Annotated in this window: 16 protein-coding genes; 12 read left to right on the plus strand and 4 right to left on the minus strand. The window is 71.8% G+C overall.

All coding sequences use genetic code 11. The features are described from left to right. Positions 1–49 precede the first annotated feature (49 nt). Positions 50–1,258, plus strand: a complete 1,209-nt coding sequence (locus CG723_RS05955) for a hypothetical protein (protein ID WP_100592171.1) — start codon at positions 50–52, stop codon at positions 1,256–1,258. Positions 1,259–1,271: 13 nt separating this feature from the next. Here the strand turns inward: CG723_RS05955 and CG723_RS05960 are convergent, their stop codons facing one another. Next, positions 1,272–2,510: a glycosyltransferase family 87 protein gene (locus CG723_RS05960; protein ID WP_100592172.1), complete on the minus strand. Its 1,239-nt coding sequence runs from the start codon at positions 2,508–2,510 to the stop codon at positions 1,272–1,274. A gap of 78 nt (positions 2,511–2,588) precedes the next feature. Here CG723_RS05960 and CG723_RS05965 point away from each other — a divergent pair, with 78 nt between their 5' ends. Further along, positions 2,589–3,731, plus strand: a complete 1,143-nt coding sequence (locus tag CG723_RS05965) for a glycosyltransferase family 4 protein (protein ID WP_100592173.1) — start codon at positions 2,589–2,591, stop codon at positions 3,729–3,731. 93 nt (positions 3,732–3,824) lie between these two features. On the opposite strand, the gene CG723_RS05970 is transcribed toward CG723_RS05965, so the two are convergent. Beyond that, positions 3,825–5,621, minus strand: a complete 1,797-nt coding sequence (locus CG723_RS05970) for an AMP-dependent synthetase/ligase (RefSeq protein ID WP_100592174.1) — start codon at positions 5,619–5,621, stop codon at positions 3,825–3,827. A gap of 309 nt (positions 5,622–5,930) precedes the next feature. Here CG723_RS05970 and CG723_RS05975 point away from each other — a divergent pair, with 309 nt between their 5' ends. The 6 genes from CG723_RS05975 (at position 5,931) to CG723_RS06000 (ending at position 10,859) form a co-directional block, all read left to right on the plus strand. After that, positions 5,931–6,692, plus strand: coding sequence for a metallophosphoesterase family protein (locus CG723_RS05975; protein ID WP_100592175.1), 762 nt, complete (start codon positions 5,931–5,933; stop codon positions 6,690–6,692). A gap of 80 nt (positions 6,693–6,772) precedes the next feature. Next, complete coding sequence (locus CG723_RS05980) at positions 6,773–7,207, plus strand: SRPBCC family protein (RefSeq protein ID WP_100592176.1); 435 nt, start codon at positions 6,773–6,775, stop codon at positions 7,205–7,207. Positions 7,208–7,292: 85 nt separating this feature from the next. Continuing rightward, entirely contained in the window at positions 7,293–8,459 is a 1,167-nt protein-coding gene (locus CG723_RS05985) for an ArsA family ATPase (RefSeq protein ID WP_100592177.1), read from the plus strand. A 73-nt stretch (positions 8,460–8,532) separates the two neighbouring features. Then, positions 8,533–9,018 (plus strand): DUF5304 domain-containing protein, encoded by a 486-nt coding sequence (locus CG723_RS05990; RefSeq protein ID WP_100592178.1) that lies wholly within the window; start codon positions 8,533–8,535, stop codon positions 9,016–9,018. A 53-nt stretch (positions 9,019–9,071) separates the two neighbouring features. Continuing rightward, the gene (locus CG723_RS05995; protein ID WP_100592179.1) at positions 9,072–10,025 is read left to right on the plus strand and encodes an ROK family glucokinase; all 954 of its coding nucleotides are present in this window, start codon (positions 9,072–9,074) and stop codon (positions 10,023–10,025) included. Positions 10,026–10,100: 75 nt separating this feature from the next. Next, positions 10,101–10,859 (plus strand): endonuclease/exonuclease/phosphatase family protein, encoded by a 759-nt coding sequence (locus CG723_RS06000; RefSeq protein ID WP_100592180.1) that lies wholly within the window; start codon positions 10,101–10,103, stop codon positions 10,857–10,859. 6 nt (positions 10,860–10,865) lie between these two features. On the opposite strand, the gene CG723_RS06005 is transcribed toward CG723_RS06000, so the two are convergent. Then, on the minus strand, positions 10,866–11,567 hold the full coding sequence (locus CG723_RS06005; RefSeq protein ID WP_442802525.1) for a hypothetical protein: 702 nt from the start codon (positions 11,565–11,567) through the stop codon (positions 10,866–10,868). Then, complete coding sequence (locus CG723_RS06010; protein WP_100592181.1) at positions 11,560–12,339, minus strand: alpha/beta hydrolase; 780 nt, start codon at positions 12,337–12,339, stop codon at positions 11,560–11,562. The genes CG723_RS06005 and CG723_RS06010 overlap by 8 nt, the downstream gene beginning before the upstream one ends. A gap of 164 nt (positions 12,340–12,503) precedes the next feature. On the opposite strand from CG723_RS06010, the gene CG723_RS06015 reads away from it, so the two are divergent. From CG723_RS06015 to CG723_RS06030, 4 genes are all read left to right on the plus strand, one after another. Then, positions 12,504–13,280 carry a lysophospholipid acyltransferase family protein gene (locus tag CG723_RS06015; protein ID WP_100592182.1) on the plus strand — a complete coding sequence of 259 codons (777 nt, stop codon included), beginning with the start codon at positions 12,504–12,506 and terminating at the stop codon, positions 13,278–13,280. Positions 13,281–13,337: 57 nt separating this feature from the next. After that, positions 13,338–14,567, plus strand: coding sequence for a MacS family sensor histidine kinase (gene macS, locus CG723_RS06020; protein ID WP_100592183.1), 1,230 nt, complete (start codon positions 13,338–13,340; stop codon positions 14,565–14,567). Further along, positions 14,564–15,259, plus strand: a complete 696-nt coding sequence (locus CG723_RS06025) for a response regulator (RefSeq protein WP_100592184.1) — start codon at positions 14,564–14,566, stop codon at positions 15,257–15,259. Before macS ends, CG723_RS06025 begins: the two co-directional genes overlap by 4 nt. A 151-nt stretch (positions 15,260–15,410) precedes the next feature. Continuing rightward, entirely contained in the window at positions 15,411–16,439 is a 1,029-nt protein-coding gene (locus CG723_RS06030; protein ID WP_100592185.1) for a 6-phosphofructokinase, read from the plus strand. Positions 16,440–16,444 lie beyond the last annotated feature (5 nt).

Raw genomic sequence — 16,444 nt, forward strand, 5'->3', positions numbered from 1 at the left:
GGTCGCGGCCGGTGGGGCCCGGCGCGGGAGGCGCCGTACGATCGGGAGGATGTCTGGTCGTGGGCGTGGTGCGGGTGGAGCGGGGGCGTGCGTCGCCCTGCTGTCTGTGGCCGCCCTGCTCGCCGGGCTCGTCGGCTGCGGCGGGGGCGCGGCGCAGGACACGGTCCGGGGCGATGTGCAGCACACCCTCGACCGCAGGGCCGATGCCGTCCTCGTCCGGGATCCGGCCGCGTACCGGGCCACCGGCAGCGCGGACGCCGCGGTTCTGACGAACCTCGCCGACGTCCCGTTGTCCTCCTGGACGTACCGGCTCACCCGCCTGGACCGCTCGGGCAGCCACGCCACCGCAGGCGCGGAGCTGCGCTACCGGATCGAGGGCTACGACAGCGCCCCCGTCGTCTCCGCGCGCTCCCTCGAGCTCGAACTGCGCGAGGGACGCTGGTACGTGACCTCCGACCGGCCCGCCCCGAAGGCCGGCGAGCAGCTCTGGGAACAGGGCAGGGTCGTCGTCGAGAAGGGCGCGCACAGTCTCGTCCTCGGCGTCGGCAGGTCCCACGGCGCGCTGCGCGACTACGCGGACCTCGCCGACGAGGCCGTGCCCGCCGTGAGCGACGCCTGGGGGACCGGCTGGGCCCAGCGGGTCGTCGTCCTCGTCCCGAAGTCCCTGGACGGCATGGGCGCGCTGCTCGGGACCCCCGCCGCCGGGTACCGGGGGATCGCCGCGGTGACGACCGGCGAGGCGGGTGCGCGGGGGCGGACGCCGGCCGACCGGATCATCGTGAACCCCGACGCTTACGGCGTGCTCGGCTCCTTCGGCAAGCAGGTCGTCCTCACGCACGAGACGACCCATGTCGCCAGCCGCGCGGCGACGTCGGGGGCCACTCCACTGTGGCTGTCCGAGGGGTACGCGGACTGGGTCGGCTACCGCGGCACCGGGCGCTCCGCGGGGCAGGCCGCGCCGGAACTGCAGCGCGCGGTGCGGCTCGGCCGGCTGCCGGCCGCGCTCCCCACCGACCCCGACTTCGAGTTCACCGGCGACGCGGGGCGGCTCGCGCAGGCGTACGAGGGCGGGTGGCTGGCCTGCCGGATGATCGCCGACCGCTGGGGCGAGGCGAAGCTGAACGACTTCTATCGCGCGGTGGGGAAGCACAAGCGGCGGACCGGGGCGGTCGAGGAGGCGATGGCGAGCGTGCTCGGGACGACGGAGGAGAAGTTCACGGCGGAGTGGCGGGACTATCTGAGCGCACAGCTGGGCTGACCGACGAGCGGACCTATGACGCCAGCAGGGTCTCGTCGCGGGTCGGCCGTGGCGACGGCGGCTGTTCGCTCAGGTGCGGCTCCGTGACCGTCCGGCGCCACAGGCGCCGTGCGGCGGTCAGTGACGCGGTGACCAGCAGGCCGTTGCGTACGAGGATCAGGGCGAGGCCGAGTTCGTCGCCGCCCACGACGTGTGCGAACCCGAGCGGGAACTCCAGGAACGTCACGAGGGACGCCGCCAGGACCAGGCAGGCGGGCGGCGTCATCCGGCTCGCGGAGAACAGCGTCGACACCGCGGCCAGGCCGGTCAGCCACAGCATGTACTGAGGGCTGATCACCCGGCTCGTCGTCGTGAACAGCAGCACCGCTACGAACGCCGCGTCCGCGAGCGTGCCCGGCGCCCAGGCCCGCGCCCGCAGCCGCCACATCAGGAGCCAGCCGAACGCGAGCAGCGTCAGCCCTTGTGCGACCACGCTCACGACGTCCACGTAGGGGCCGAGGAACTCCATCGAGCCGTAGTGCAGTCCGACGTAACCCGGCCAGCCGAACTGTCGCGCCACATGGAACACCAGCGCGCCGAGCGACTCGACCTCCGTGCCGCGGTCGCGCTGGGAGGTGACGAAGTCGAGCGCGCCCGGCATCGCCGCCGAGAAGGCGACGACCAGGGCGCCGGCCGTGAGGGCCGCGCTGCCCCAGGAGACCCGCGTGACGCGCCCGCGGCGGGTCCCGAGCAGCAGGAGCACGGGCCACACCTTCAGCAGCGTGCCGAGCCCCGTGAGCACCCCCATGACGCGCGGATGCCGGGCCCCGGCCAGCAGCGCCGCCACCGCGACCGCAGTGACCATGACGTCGTAGCGCGCATACGCGGTCGGACCGAGCAGTGGCACGCCCGCCACCCACACCCACGCCCCGCGCCACGACCTGCCGGGCCGCCCGCCCGCGTACACGAGGAGTCCGAAGGTGATCGCATCGGCGACGAGGGCGAGCACGAAGAACGCGGTGGCGTAGGACAGGAACGGCAGGAGGCCGGGGGAGAGGATCGCGCCCGCGGCGGCGGGCGGGTACTGCCAGGTGACGTCGTCCAGCGGGAACGTGCCCGTGCGCAGGACCCCGTACCAGTTGCGGTAGATGACGGAGACGTCGGTCGTCACGTCCGGCCCCGGGACCGTGATCACCTTCAGGACGCACAGGAGGAGCAGCGCCCGGGTCGCGGCCCACACCAGCACCGCACGGGCCGGGATTCTCGGCATCATTCGGGCCATGATGCCCGGCAGAACTGTGCAGGGGCCATGAAGAACGACCCACCGGCGCGTTAGGTACTGTCGGCGACGATGCACAAGACCCTGATCGTGACCAACGACTTCCCGCCCAGGCCCGGTGGCATCCAGGCCTTCCTGCACAACATGGCGCTCCGCCTGGACCCCGAGCAGCTCGTCGTCTACGCCTCCACCTGGAAGCGCACCCGCGACGGCGTCGAGGCGACCGCCGCCTTCGACGCCGAGCAGCCGTTCACCGTCGTCCGCGACCGTACGACGATGCTGCTGCCCACGCCCCGCGTCACCCGGCGCGCGGTGGGCCTGCTCCGGGAGCACGGCTGTACGTCGGTGTGGTTCGGCGCGGCCGCCCCGCTCGGCCTGATGGCACCGGCGCTGCGCAAGGCCGGCGCCCAGCGCCTGGTGGCCACCACACACGGGCACGAGGCCGGCTGGGCGCAACTGCCCGCGTCCCGCCAACTCCTGCGCCGCATCGGTGAGTCGACGGACACGATCACGTATCTCGGCGAGTACACGCGGTCGCGGATCGCCGCCGCGCTGACGCCCGCCGCGGCGGGGCGGATGGTGCAGCTGCCGCCGGGCGTGGACGAGAAGACGTTCCACCCCGGCTCCGGCGGCGACCTCGTGCGGGCGCGGCTCGGACTGACGGACCGGCCCGTCGTCGTGTGCGTCTCGCGGCTCGTGCCGCGCAAGGGGCAGGACACGCTGATCCTCGCGATGCCGCGGATCCTGGCGGCCGTCCCGGACGCGGTACTGCTCGTCGTGGGCGGTGGCCCGTACGAGAAGGAGCTGCGCAAGCTCGCAGCGGAGACGGGTGTCACCGACTCGGTGCGCTTCACGGGGGCCGTGCCGTGGTCGGAGCTGCCCGCGCACTACGGGGCGGGCGACGTGTTCGCCATGCCGTGCCGGACCCGGCGCGGCGGCCTCGACGTCGAGGGCCTCGGCATCGTCTACCTGGAGGCGTCGGCTACGGGCCTGCCGGTCGTGGCGGGCGACTCCGGCGGGGCGCCGGACGCGGTGCTCGACGGGGAGACGGGCTGGGTCGTCAGGGGAGGTTCGGCGGAGGAGTCCGCGGACCGGATCGTGGCGCTGCTCGGCGACGCGGAGTTGCGGCGGCGCATGGGGGAGCGGGGGCGTGAGTGGGTCGAGGAGCGGTGGCGGTGGGATCTGCTGGCGGAGAAGCTGCGCGGACTGCTGTAACGCCGAACGCCGAACGCCGGACGGGCTGGATGGATCATCCAGCCCGTCCGGCGTTTGAGGACAAGGGACGCGGGGGCGGAGCCCCCGCAAAGCTCAGCCCCGGTAAAGCGCCTCGATTTCGTCCGCGTAGTCCTTCGCCACTACGTTGCGCTTCAGTTTGAGGGACGGCGTCAGGTGGCCCGACTCCTCCGTGAACTGGGTCGGCAGGATGCGGAACTTGCGGACCGACTCCGCCTTGGAGACCGCCGCGTTGCCGTCGTCCACGGCCGTCTGGATCGCCGCGAGGAGATCCGCGTCGTCCCGCAGCGACACCGCCGTCGAGTCGGCCGGCTTGCCGTGCTCGGCGGCCCAGCGGCCGAGGAACTCGTCGTCGACCGTGACGAGCGCGCCGACGAAGGGGCGCCCGTCGCCGACGACCATGCACTCGGCGACCAGGGCGTGCGCACGGATACGGTCCTCGATGACGGCCGGGGCGACGTTCTTGCCGCCCGCCGTCACGATGATCTCCTTCTTGCGGCCGGTGATCCGGAGGTAGCCGTCCTCGTCGAGCGTGCCGATGTCGCCCGTGTGGAACCAGCCGTCGGCGAGCGCCTCCCCGGTCGCGGCCTCGTTGTTCCAGTAGCCCGAGAACAGGTGCTCGCCGTGCAGCAGCACCTCGCCGTCGTCGGCGATCCGGACCACGGAACCGGGCAGCGGCTGGCCGACCGTGCCGATCTTCTGCCGGTCCCACGGGTTGAAGGCGGTGGCGGCGCAGGACTCGGTCAGGCCGTAGCCCTCCAGGACCGTGAAGCCGATGCCGCGGAAGAAGTGGCCGAGGCGCTCGCCGAGCGGAGCGCCGCCGGAGATCGCGTACTCGCCGCGGCCGCCGAGAACGGCGCGCAGCTTCGAGTAGACGAGCTTGTCGAACGTCTTGTACTTCAGCTTCAGACCGATGGACGGGCCCTTGGGGGTGTCCAGGGCGCGGCTGTACTCGATGGCCGTGTCGGCCGCCTTGTCGAAGATCTTGCCCTTGCCGTCGGCCTGCGCCTTGGCGCGCGCCGAGTTGTAGACCTTCTCGAAGACGCGCGGCACACCCAGGATCAACGTCGGCCGGAACGCGGCCAGTTCATCGGTGAGGTGCTTGATGTCGGGGGCGTGGCCCAGCTTGATCGGGGCCATCAGCGAGGCGACCTCGACCAGGCGGCCGAAGACGTGCGCGACGGGCAGGAAGAGCAGCACCGAGCACTCGCCCGTACGGAACAGGGGCTTGAGGCGCTCGACCACGTTCCCGCACTCGGCGAAGAAGCTGCGGTGCGTGAGGACGCAGCCCTTGGGGCGGCCCGTGGTGCCCGAGGTGTAGACGATCGTTGCCGGGTCGTCGGCCTTCGCGACCGCGCTGCGCTCGTCGACGGTCACGTCGGAGACATCGGCGCCCGCGCGGTCCAGCTCCTGGACACCGCCGGCGTCGATCTGCCAGACGTGGGTGAGGCCGGGGAGGCCGTCGCGCACGGACTCGACGGTGGCCGCGTGCGCGACGCTCTCGACCACGCAGGCCACGGCGCCGGAGTCGCCGAGTATCCACTGGATCTGCTCGGCGGAGCTGGTCTCGTACACCGGGACGGTGATCGCGCCGGCGCTCCAGATCGCGAAGTCGAGGAGCGTCCACTCGTAACGGGTACGGGACATCAGGCCGACCCGGTCGCCCGGCTGCACGCCGGAGGCGATCAGGCCCTTGGCGGCGGACCGCACCTCCGCGAGGAAGGTGGTGGCAGTGACGTCCTGCCAGGTGCCGTTCACCTTGCGGGCGATGACGGCGACGTCGGGGTGCTGCGCGGCGTTTCTGCGGACGATGTCGGTCAGATTGCCGTCCGCAGGGACCTCGTACAGGGCCGGAAGGCTGAACTCGCGCAAGACTGCTGCTCCTCATAGGGCACCGGCGCCACGGCATTGTGTGAGTCGACGATGCGGTCCAAGATCGGGCAGGTGCTCAGCTGCTGAAGCAGTGGTAGCCCCAGTGGTTGAAATGCTGAGCACTACTGGACTGCCCGGACGTTACCCACCGGTACTGCTTTTCCGGTAGGGGGTCCAGGCCAGATGTTCGCTGCGTCACACGCCGTGTAACTGCTCCGCCGACCCTAGTCCACCGAATCGGCCAATAGGAAGTAACCGCAGGTCCGGCCCCCTCTACCCACGATTCCCACACAGTTCTAGGGTGATCGCATGCGCGTACATGTGGTCAGCGATGTGCACGGAAACTCCACAGACCTCGCCCGGGCGGGAGACGGGGCGGACGCTCTCGTCTGCCTCGGTGACCTGGTGCTCTTCCTCGACTACGCAGATCATTCGCGCGGCATCTTCCCCGATCTGTTCGGTGTGGAGAACGCGCACCGCATCGTCGAGCTGCGCACCGCCCGCCGCTTCGAGGAGGCACGCGCGTTCGGAGCCGGGCTCTGGGCCGGGATCGATCGCGGGACCGCCATCGAGACGGCGGTCCGCAAGCAGTACGCCGAGCTCTTCGCGGCGCTGCCCACACCGACGTACGCCACCTACGGCAACGTCGACATCCCGCACCTGTGGTCCGAGTACGCCGGACCAGGCACGACCGTCCTCGACGGCGAGCGCGTCGAGATCGGCGGCCTCGTCTTCGGCTTCGTCGGCGGCGGACTGCGCAGCGCCATGCGTACCCCGTACGAGATCAGCGACGAGGAGTACGCCGCCAAGCTCGAGGCCGTCGGGGAGGTCGACGTGCTGTGCACCCATATCCCGCCGGACGTCCCCGAACTCCTCTACGACACCGTCGCCCGCCGCTTCGAGCGCGGCAGCCGCGCCCTCCTGGAGGCGATCCGGCGCACCCGACCCCGGTACTCCCTGTTCGGCCACGTTCACCAGCCGCTCGCCCGCCGTATGCGGATCGGGGCGACGGAGTGCGTCAATGTCGGCCACTTCGCGGGTTCGGGCAGGCCCTGGGCCCTGGAGTGGTGACAGGGTCGGCGCCGGTGCGCGGTAGCCTTCACGCGATACACACCACCCCTCAGCGGACCGCATCTGGAGGAGCCACCGCGATGGCGGAACACACCAGCTCGAGCATCACGATCGAGGCGGCACCGGCCGATGTCATGGGGGTGATCGCCGACTTCGCCCGCTACCCCGACTGGACGGGAGAGGTGAAGGAGGCCGAGGTCCTCGCCAAGGACGGCGCGGGCCGCGCCGAACAGGTGCGACTCGTCATGGACGCCGGAGCGATCAAGGACGACCAGACCCTGGCCTACACCTGGACCGGGGACAACGAGGTCTCCTGGACCCTGGTCAAGTCCCAGATGCTGCGTTCCCTCGACGGCACGTACCTCCTCAAGCCGGCCGGCACGGGCACCGAGGTCACCTACCGGCTCACGGTCGACGTCAAGATCCCCATGCTCGGCATGATCAAGCGCAAGGCCGAGAAGGTCATCATCGACCGCGCCCTCGCCGGCCTGAAGAAGCGCGTGGAGACGAAGTAGCTTCCACCACCCGCGTCCGGCGGCCCGCCGTCTCCCTCCGGCGGCCTGCCGGGGGCGACCTGCGCCCCAGGTAGCCTCAGACCCCATGCGCACCGTTCTGGTAACCGGCCCCGGCGGCTCCGGCCGGACCACCGCCGCCGCGGCCACGGCCCTCTCCGCCGCCCGCCGCGGAGCCCGCACCCTCGTGCTCTCGGCGGACCCCACGGACACCCTCGGCGCCGCCCTCGCCACCCCCACGAGCGCGGCGCCGACGTCCGTCGAACCCGGTCTCACCGCGATACGTCTCGCCCCGGCGGACCGCTTCCGCGAGGACCTCGCCGGCCTCCAGGAAAAGGCCGCGTCCGCCCTCGACCTCCTGGGCGCCACCCGGCTCGACGCCGAGGAGTTCACCCCGCTGCCCGGCAGCCACGAACTCGCCCTGCTCCGAGCCCTGCGCGACAGCGCCCACGGTCCCTACGACCTCGTCGTCGTCGACCTCCCCCCGGCGCCGCAGGCCCTCGCCCTGCTCGCCCTGCCGGAACAGCTGCGCCGCTATCTGCGCCGGCTGCTCCCCCCGGAACGGCAGGCCGCCCGCGCCCTGCGCCCCCTCCTCGGCCGGCTCGCCGGCGTCCCCATGCCCGCGGAGTGGCTGTACGAGACGGCGGACCGCTGGGACACCGAACTCGCCGCCGCCCAGGCCGTGATCGAGGACCCGCACACGACCGTGCGCCTCGTCGCCGAGCCCACGCCCGCCGCGGCCGACGCCCTGCTCACCACGACCACCGGCCTCGCCCTGCACGGCCTGCGCGCCGACGCGCTGCTCGCCTCCCGCGTGCTCCCCGACGGCTCCACCGACCCGTGGCTCACCGACGCCGCCGCCCGCCAGCGCAAGGTCGTCGCCGCCTGGCAGGGCACGTACGACGTGCATGAACTGCCGCATCTGGGCCGTGACCCGCGCGGCGTCGAGGACCTGGCCGCGCTCGGCGCACCGCCGGTCCCGCCCGCGCCGCCCACCATCGCCTGGCCCGTCGAGGACCGCATCGCCGACGAGGGCGTCCTCGTGTGGCACCTGCCGCTGCCCGGCACCGTCCGGGAGGACCTCGGTCTGGTGCGGCGCGGCGACGAACTCGTCGTCACCGCCGGACCGCTCCGCCGCATCGTCGCCCTGCCGTCGGCGCTGCGCCGCTGCACCGTCGCCGGCGCCGGCCTGCGCGACGGCGTCCTGCGCATCCGGTTCACTCCCGACCCCGGCCTGTGGCCGCGGGGACGGTGAACCGACTACCGCCGTTCGGGTAACGTCGAAGGTACGCACCCACCCATATACGTTCTCGCAGGAGTCAGCCGCCATGAGCGACGCCACCGAGCAGCCCGCACCCGAGGCCGACGCCGACGCCTGGGAGAAGGCGTGCGCCGAGGACCTCGCTGAGGAGAAGGCCCGCCGCCGTGCCCAGCACGGGCCCCCGCCCGGCTCGGCCGCCGAGGAGCTGCGCAAGCTCGTCGACGCCGTCGCCGAAAAGCTGTCGGGGCTCCAGACGCCCCTTCTCGGCGCGGTCGCCCAGGGCACCGCGCAGCAGGTCGTCAGCGAGGTGGTCAAGCAGGCGAAGGCGGCCGTCGAGCCGGTCGTCGAACGCAACCCCGAGGTCTTCGACCACCTCGCCGCCGCGGGCAACGAACTGCTCGCCGCCTACCGCTCCGCCGTGGAGCGCCAGGAGCAGCGCTGGACGCAGCGATCATCGGGCGCCCAGGCCGGACGGGCCTCCGGGGACGACACGGACCCCCGTGACGAGGGCCCCGAGGCGCCTCCGGCAGGCGAGCACATCGACCTCGACTGAGAGCCGCTCGGGTACGGTGGGCCGTAGCGGGGCTCGACCGAACTGAGGGATTCATGGGACTCACCATCGGCGTCGACATCGGCGGCACAAAGATCGCGGCCGGCGTGGTCGACGAGGAAGGCAACATCCTCTCGACGTTCAAGGTGCCGACTCCCAGCACGTCCGAGGCCATCGTTGACGCGATCGCCTCGGCCGTCGAGGGCGCACGGGCAGGACACGAGATCGTCGGCGTGGGCATCGGCGCCGCCGGATACGTCAACCGCCAGCGCTCCACGGTCTACTTCGCGCCCAACATCGACTGGCGCCAGGAACCGCTGAAGGAAGAGGTCGAGAAGCGGGTCGGCCTGCCGGTCGTCGTCGAGAACGACGCGAACGCGGCGGCCTGGGGCGAATACAAGTTCGGCGCGGGCAAGGGCCACCGGAACGTCATCTGCATCACGCTCGGCACCGGCCTCGGCGGCGGCATCATCATCGGCAACAAGCTGCGTCGCGGCCACTTCGGCGTGGCCGCCGAGTTCGGCCACATCCGGATGGTCCCGGACGGCCTCCTGTGCGGCTGCGGCAGCCAGGGCTGCTGGGAGCAGTACGCCTCCGGCCGCGCGCTCGTCCGCTACGCCAAGCAGCGCGCCAACGCGACCCCGGAGAACGCGGAGTTCCTGCTTTCCCTGGGCGACGGCACCCCGGACGGCATCGAGGGCAAGCACATCTCCATGGCCGCCCGCCAGGGTGACGCCGTGGCCGTCGACTCGTACCGCGAGCTGGCCCGCTGGGCCGGCGCCGGCCTCGCCGACCTGGCCTCGCTCTTCGACCCGTCCGCGTTCATCGTCGGCGGCGGACTCTCGGACGAGGGCGAGCTCGTCCTCGACCCGATCCGCAAGTCCTACAAGCGCTGGCTGGTCGGCGGCAACTGGCGCCCCGTGGCGGACGTCATCGCGGCCCAGCTCGGCAACAAGGCGGGCATGGTCGGAGCGGCGGACCTGGCACGGGAGCCGGACCCGATCATGTGACACCGGCTGCCTCGGCCACCGGACGCCCGCCGTTTCCCCGGAGAAACGGCGGGCGTTCGTCGTATCTTGATCGTCATGGTCACCGGATCGCTCCCCAACTCCCGCACCGAACCCGACGGTTCGGCCGTCGTCCGGGTGCTCAGCTACAACATCCGCTCGATGCGCGACGACACCGCCGCGCTCGCCCGCGTCATCGCGGCCTGCGCCCCCGACCTGGTCCTGATCCAGGAGGCGCCCCGCTTCTTCCGCTGGCGCAAGAAGCTCGCCCGGCTCGCGGCCGCCTCGGACCTGGTGATCCTCTCGGGCGGCGCGAGTGCGGCGGGCCCGGCGCTGCTCTGCTCCCTGCGCGCCACCGTCGAACGCACCGAGGACGTCCTGCTGCCCCTCACCCCCGGTCTGCACCGGCGCGGCTTCGCGACGGCCGTCGTCCGCTTCGGCGGTGCCAGGATCGGCGTACTGAGCTGCCATCTGAGCCTGCACAAGGACGAGCGGTACGCGCAGGGCGGGATGCTCCTCGACCGGCTCGCGGCGCTCGGTGTCGACCACGCCGTCGCGGGCGGTGACCTGAACGAACGCCCCAGTGGCCGCACGTTCCGACGTCTTGCGGAGGCTCTTCAGGACGGCTGGACCACGAAGCCGTGGCTCGGCGAGTACACCTCGACGCCGTCCGACCCGCATCAGCGCATCGACGCGATCCTCGCGACACAGGGCGTCGAGGTCCTCGGCTGTGGGGTCCCGGTGGGCATGCCGGGGGTGAGCGAGGACGACCTGAGGGCGGCCACGGACCATCTGCCGGTCCTGGCCGCCCTCAGGGTTCCTGCCGCCCGGGGCTGACGCGGGTCAGACGACCGCGCCGCGCCCCGGATCGTCGTCGTCATCGTCGCCCTGCATGCGCATCACGAGCGTGCCGAAGCCGCCGAGAAAGCCACCGACGCAGACCGTCGTGAGCCACCACGTCATCTGCCAGCCGAGCAGCACGGCCAGCAGCATCAGGACCGGGCCGCCGATCACGGCGAGCCAGGCGAACTTGGCGGTGACGTCTGCCTCGGGCAGCGGCGGGGGCTCCGGGGGCACGAAGTGGCCCTCTTCGTCGGCGTCGCTGTCCGACGGCTCGGACGGCGCGTAGTCGCGGGGGCCGCCGACGCCGGGTGCGAAGGAGACAGAGGAGCCGAGCGGCGTCGCGGGCTTGCCGGTCTTGCCGGCGCCCGGCTCCGAGCTGTTCGTCTCCGAACCGTTCGTCTCGGAGCCGTCCGTATCCAGGTCGGGCAGGGCCAGGTCCTCGATCGGCTTGAACGGCCTGGCGCCCGGCGGGTCCGGCGGCTCCGTGCCGTACCCGGCGACGATGGCGGCCCAGACGGCGTCCTCGTCCACGGGCTCGCCGGCGTCCCCGGCTCCCGCGGCTGCTTCTGCGGGGAGCTGCTGTTCCTTGCCGAGCTGCGCCGGACCGGGCAGCGCCGTGCCCGACGCCGAGGTCTCGGCGGACGCGTCCTCCGGCTCGCGGCTCTCGTCGCCGGCGGGCTCACGTCGGTCCTGCTCAGCCACCGGTGGCCGTCCCTTCCTTACCGACACTGGGCGCGAGCCGGCCGATGAACGCAAAGCTCTCGTCGAAGATCCGGTCCGCGTCATGGTCCAACGTCGCGACGTGGTAGCTCTGTTCCAGCAGGATCTCCTCGACGTCCGTGGACGAGATCCTGCTGAGGACGCGCGCCGAGTCGACGGGCGGCACGACATGGTCCTGGGTGCTGTGCAGAACCACCAACGGCTGTGTCACCTGCGGCAGTTCACGGTCGACGATGCGGAAGAAGTTCCGCAGGGAGTGCGCGGCGTGCAGCGGCACCCGGTCGTACCCGATCTCCGTCGAGCCCTCCTTCGCGATGTCGCTGGCGATCCCCTTCGTCGTGCGCACGAGGTGCCGGGCCACCGGGAGGGCGTGCGCGGCGAGGCCGTGCACCTTGTTCCCCGGGTTCACCAGGACCAGGCCCGCCACCTCGTCCCCGTGCTTGGCCGCGAGCCGCAGCGCGAGGGCGGCGCCCATCGACAGGCCGAAGACGAAGACCTGGGAGCACCGGTCCCGCAGCTCGCGCAGGGCGCGGTCCACCTCCGCGTACCAGTCCTGCCAGCCGGTGACCTGCATGTCCTCCCAGCGCGTGCCATGACCGGGCAGCAGGGGGAGCGAGACGGTGAGGCCGCGCTCGGCGAGGTACTCCGCCCAGGGGCGCAGCGACTGGGGGGAACCGGTGAAACCGTGACAGAGGAGGACGCCGACCTCGCCGCCCTCGTGGCGGTACGGCTCGGCTCCAGGAATGACCGGCACCTTCGGTCTCCTGTTCGTGAGAGGGGATTGCCCAGGACTGCGGGGTGTACTTCACCGTACGCGACCGCGCTGACACCGACCAGGGCCGTCGGGCCCCCGGCCTGCGGCGCGGGTTAAGGTCTGAGCCACGCACAAGGGAAGGCAGTGGGTTGATCTACGGCGCAATGAAGGTGGCCATCGGAGGGCCGCTGAAGCTCGGCTTCAGGCCCTGGGTGGAGGGCCTCGAGAACATTCCCGCCGAGGGTCCCGCCATCCTGGCCAGCAACCACCTGTCCTTCTCGGACTCCTTCTTCCTCCCGGCGGTGCTCGACCGCAAGGTCACCTTCATCGCGAAGGCCGAGTACTTCACGACACCTGGGGTGAAGGGCAAGCTCACGGCCGCGTTCTTCAAGGGCGTCGGCCAGCTCCCCGTGGACCGCTCCGGTTCGCGCGGCGCGGGAGAGGCCGCCATCAAGAGCGGCATCGAGGTCCTGGAGCGAGGCGAGCTGTTCGGTATCTACCCGGAGGGCACCCGCTCGCCCGACGCCCGCCTGTACCGCGGCAAGCCCGGTGGCCTCGCGCGCGTGGCGCTCGCCACCGGCGCGCCCGTCATCCCGGTCGCGATGATCGACACCGAGAAGATCCAGCCCCCCGGCAAGGTATTGCCCAAGCTGATGCGTCCCGGCATCCGCATCGGCAAGCCCCTCGACTTCGGCCGCTACCAGGGCATGGAGCACGACCGGTTCGTGCTGCGGGCCCTGACCGACGAGGTCATGTACGAGATCATGAAACTCTCCGGCCAGGAGTACGTCGACATGTACGCGACCGCCGCCAAGCGGCAGATCGCGGATGCGGCGAAGGCCGAGGCCAAGGCGGAGAAGGAAGCCAGGGCCGAGAAAGAGGCCGCGGAGAAGGAAGCCGGGGAGAACAAGGGCGGCGGCACGGAACGGCCGGCCTCCTAGCGGCGTCGTCGTTCTGAGAGCGGTCGTTGCGGGAGCGGTGGTTCGGGGGGTGGGTGCGTGGCCAGGCGTGAGCGCGTGATGAGGATGTCCGTCGAGCAGCCGCTGTGGCGCGCGCTGACGGCGTACCGGCTGCTGACGATGCTGTACGCGATCGGCCTCTTCGCCACCGAGCAGGACAGGTTCGTACGCCCCTGGGTGGCGATCGGCTACTTCGCGGTCCTCGTCGTATGGACCCTGGCCACCCTGCCGCGCGTCGCGAACGCCGCGAGCTGCACCAAGCGCTTCCTCACCGTCGACCTGATCGTCGCGCTCGTCGGCATCCTGCTCACCCCTCTCGCCGTCGGGCACAGCGGGATCGTTGCGGGCGGTCCGACCCTGCCGTCGATCTGGACGGCCGGCGCGGTCCTCGCGTACGCGGTCAAGGGCGGCTGGCGGTGGGCGGCGTTCGCCTCGCTGCTCGTCGGCGTCGCGAACGTGCTGCAGCGCGGCGCCTTCAGCCGCGACACGCTCCACAACGTCCTGCTCGTGTGCATCGCGTCGATCGCCATCGGCTACGTCGTCGAGGTGGCCCGCGCCTCCGAGCGCACCCTCGCCCGGGCTCTGGAGATCGAGGCGGCCACCCGCGAGCGGGAGCGGCTCGCCCGCGACATCCACGACGGAGTGCTCCAGGTCCTCGCCATGGTGCAGCGCCGCGGCACCGCCCTGGGCGGCGAGGCCGCCGAGCTCGGCAGGATGGCCGGCGAGCAGGAGGTGGCCCTGCGGACCCTGGTCGCCGGCGGTCTCGTGCCCGCCTCGCGCGCCTCAGAGGACGCCTCGCAGGGTGCGCTCGTACGGGCCGTGGAGGAGCCGGACGAGCTGCCCGACACCTCGGCGCCCAGCGATCTGAGGTCGCTGCTCGCGCCGCACGCCGGGGCGCGGGTGAGCTTCGCCGAGCCGGGCGCCCCGGTGTTCCTCGCGCCGGTCGCGGCGAAGGAACTCGCGGCGGCTGTCAGCGCCGCCCTGGACAATGTGCGCAGGCACGCGGGGACGGACGCCCGGGCCTGGATCCTCGTCGAGGACGAGCCCGACGCGGTGATCGTGACGGTGCGGGACGACGGACCCGGCATCCCGGAAGGGCGTCTCGCGCAGGCCGAGGGGGAGGGGCGGCTCGGCGTCGCCCAGTCCATCCGCGGCCGGCTGCGGGACATCGGCGGCACCGCCGAGCTGATCTCGGTCCCGGGACAGGGCACCGAGGTCGAACTGAGAGTTCCGAAGGTTTCACGGGGGAAGGCGGGATCGGGAAGATGACCGAGCAGCAGCGGGAAGGCGCCGCCGCAGGCGCGATCAGGGTCATGGTGGTCGACGACCATCCGATGTGGCGCGACGCCGTCGCGAGGGACCTCGCCGAGGCGGGCTTCGACGTGGTGGCCACCGCGGGCGACGGCGAGCAGGCGGTGCGCCGGGCCGGCGCCGCCGCACCCGACGTCCTCGTACTCGACCTGAACCTGCCGAAGAAGCCCGGCGTCCAGGTCTGCAAGGAACTCGTAGGCGCCAACCCTGCCCTGCGCGTCCTCGTCCTGTCGGCGAGCGGGGAACACGCCGATGTCCTGGAGGCGGTGAAGTCCGGAGCCACCGGCTATCTGCTGAAGTCGGCGTCCACCGAGGAGCTGACCGACGCGGTGCGCCGCACGGCGGCAGGCGACCCCGTCTTCACCCCGGGGCTCGCGGGCCTCGTCCTCGGCGAGTACCGCCGTCTGGCATCCGAGCCCGCGCCCGCCGCGGGCGCCGGTGAGCCCAAGGCACCGCAGCTCACCGAGCGCGAGACCGAGGTCCTGCGCCTGGTCGCCAAGGGTCTGAGCTACAAGCAGATCGCCGAGCGGCTCGTCATCTCGCACCGCACCGTGCAGAACCATGTGCAGAACACCCTGGGCAAGCTTCAGCTGCACAACCGCGTTGAGCTGGTCCGGTACGCCATCGAGCGCGGCCTCGACGAGGCGTGATCGCCCCCGCGGTCTCCTGAACGATCACCACACAAAGGTCAACTCCCTCACTCTTCAATGGAATTCACCCTTCGCGTGCTGCCGAAGTGACATGGATCACTATTAGCGTGGCCCGTGTCAGCTCACAGTGCTGTGGCGAAGGGACATTTCCATGCGGGTCGGAGTACTGACCGGAGGCGGCGACTGCCCCGGACTCAACGCCGTCATCCGGGGCATCGTCCGCAAGGGCGTGCAGGAGTACGGCTATGACTTCGTCGGCTTCCGGGACGGCTGGCGCGGGCCGGTCGAAGGCGACACCGTAAGGCTCGACATCCCGGCCGTCCGCGGCATCCTGCCCCGCGGCGGCACCATCCTCGGCTCCTCGCGCACCAACCCCCTCAAGGTCGAGAACGGCATCCGCCGTATCAAGGAGACCCTCGCAAAGGAGGAGGTCGAGGCACTCATCGCGATCGGCGGCGAGGACACCCTCGGCGTCGCCGCGCGCCTCACCGACGAGTACGGCGTGCCCGTCGTCGGCGTGCCGAAGACCATCGACAACGACCTGTCCGCCACCGACTACACCTTCGGCTTCGACACCGCCGTCGGCATCGCGACCGAGGCCATCGACCGGCTGCACACCACCGCCGAGTCCCATATGCGGGTCCTGGTCTGCGAGGTCATGGGCCGCCACGCGGGCTGGATCGCGCTCCACTCCGGCCTCGCGGGCGGCGCCAACGTCATCCTCATCCCCGAGCAGCGCTTCGACGTCGATCAGGTCTGCGCCTGGGTGACCTCCCGCTTCAAGGCCTCGTACGCCCCGATCGTCGTCATCGCCGAGGGCGCCATGCCCAAGGACGGGCAGATGGTCCTCAAGGACGGGACGCTCGACTCGTTCGGGCACGTCCGCCTCTCCGGAGTCGGCGAATGGCTGGCCAAGGAGGTCGAGCGGCGCACCGGCAAGGAGGCGAGGACCACGGTCCTCGGCCACATCCAGCGCGGTGGCACCCCCAGCGCCTTCGACCGCTGGCTCGCCACCCGCTTCGGGCTGCACGCCATCGAGGCCGTGCGCGACCGCGACTTCGGGAAGATGGTCGCGCTGCGCGGCACGGACATCGTCCGGGTGCCGATCGCGGAGGCGACCGCCCGTCTGAAGACCGTGGATCCGGCGCTGTACGAGGAGGTCGGGGTCTTCTTCGGCTGAGGCGC

It is taken from the genome of Streptomyces sp. CB01635 (assembly GCF_002803065.1).
Lineage (GTDB): Bacteria > Actinomycetota > Actinomycetes > Streptomycetales > Streptomycetaceae > Streptomyces.

Excerpts from the sequence above, each read along its gene's own strand:
- CG723_RS05955 (WP_100592171.1), top strand. The coding sequence starts at position 50 with ATGTCTGGTCGTGGGCGTGGTGCGGGTGGAGCGGGGGCGTGCGTCGCC.
- CG723_RS05960 (WP_100592172.1), bottom strand. The coding sequence starts at position 2,510 with ATGATGCCGAGAATCCCGGCCCGTGCGGTGCTGGTGTGGGCCGCGACC.
- CG723_RS05965 (WP_100592173.1), top strand. The coding sequence starts at position 2,589 with ATGCACAAGACCCTGATCGTGACCAACGACTTCCCGCCCAGGCCCGGT.
- CG723_RS05975 (WP_100592175.1), top strand. The coding sequence starts at position 5,931 with ATGCGCGTACATGTGGTCAGCGATGTGCACGGAAACTCCACAGACCTC.
- CG723_RS05980 (WP_100592176.1), top strand. The coding sequence starts at position 6,773 with ATGGCGGAACACACCAGCTCGAGCATCACGATCGAGGCGGCACCGGCC.
- CG723_RS05985 (WP_100592177.1), top strand. The coding sequence starts at position 7,293 with ATGCGCACCGTTCTGGTAACCGGCCCCGGCGGCTCCGGCCGGACCACC.
- CG723_RS05990 (WP_100592178.1), top strand. The coding sequence starts at position 8,533 with ATGAGCGACGCCACCGAGCAGCCCGCACCCGAGGCCGACGCCGACGCC.
- CG723_RS05995 (WP_100592179.1), top strand. The coding sequence starts at position 9,072 with ATGGGACTCACCATCGGCGTCGACATCGGCGGCACAAAGATCGCGGCC.
- CG723_RS06000 (WP_100592180.1), top strand. The coding sequence starts at position 10,101 with ATGGTCACCGGATCGCTCCCCAACTCCCGCACCGAACCCGACGGTTCG.
- CG723_RS06015 (WP_100592182.1), top strand. The coding sequence starts at position 12,504 with ATGAAGGTGGCCATCGGAGGGCCGCTGAAGCTCGGCTTCAGGCCCTGG.
- CG723_RS06025 (WP_100592184.1), top strand. The coding sequence starts at position 14,564 with ATGACCGAGCAGCAGCGGGAAGGCGCCGCCGCAGGCGCGATCAGGGTC.
- CG723_RS06030 (WP_100592185.1), top strand. The coding sequence starts at position 15,411 with ATGCGGGTCGGAGTACTGACCGGAGGCGGCGACTGCCCCGGACTCAAC.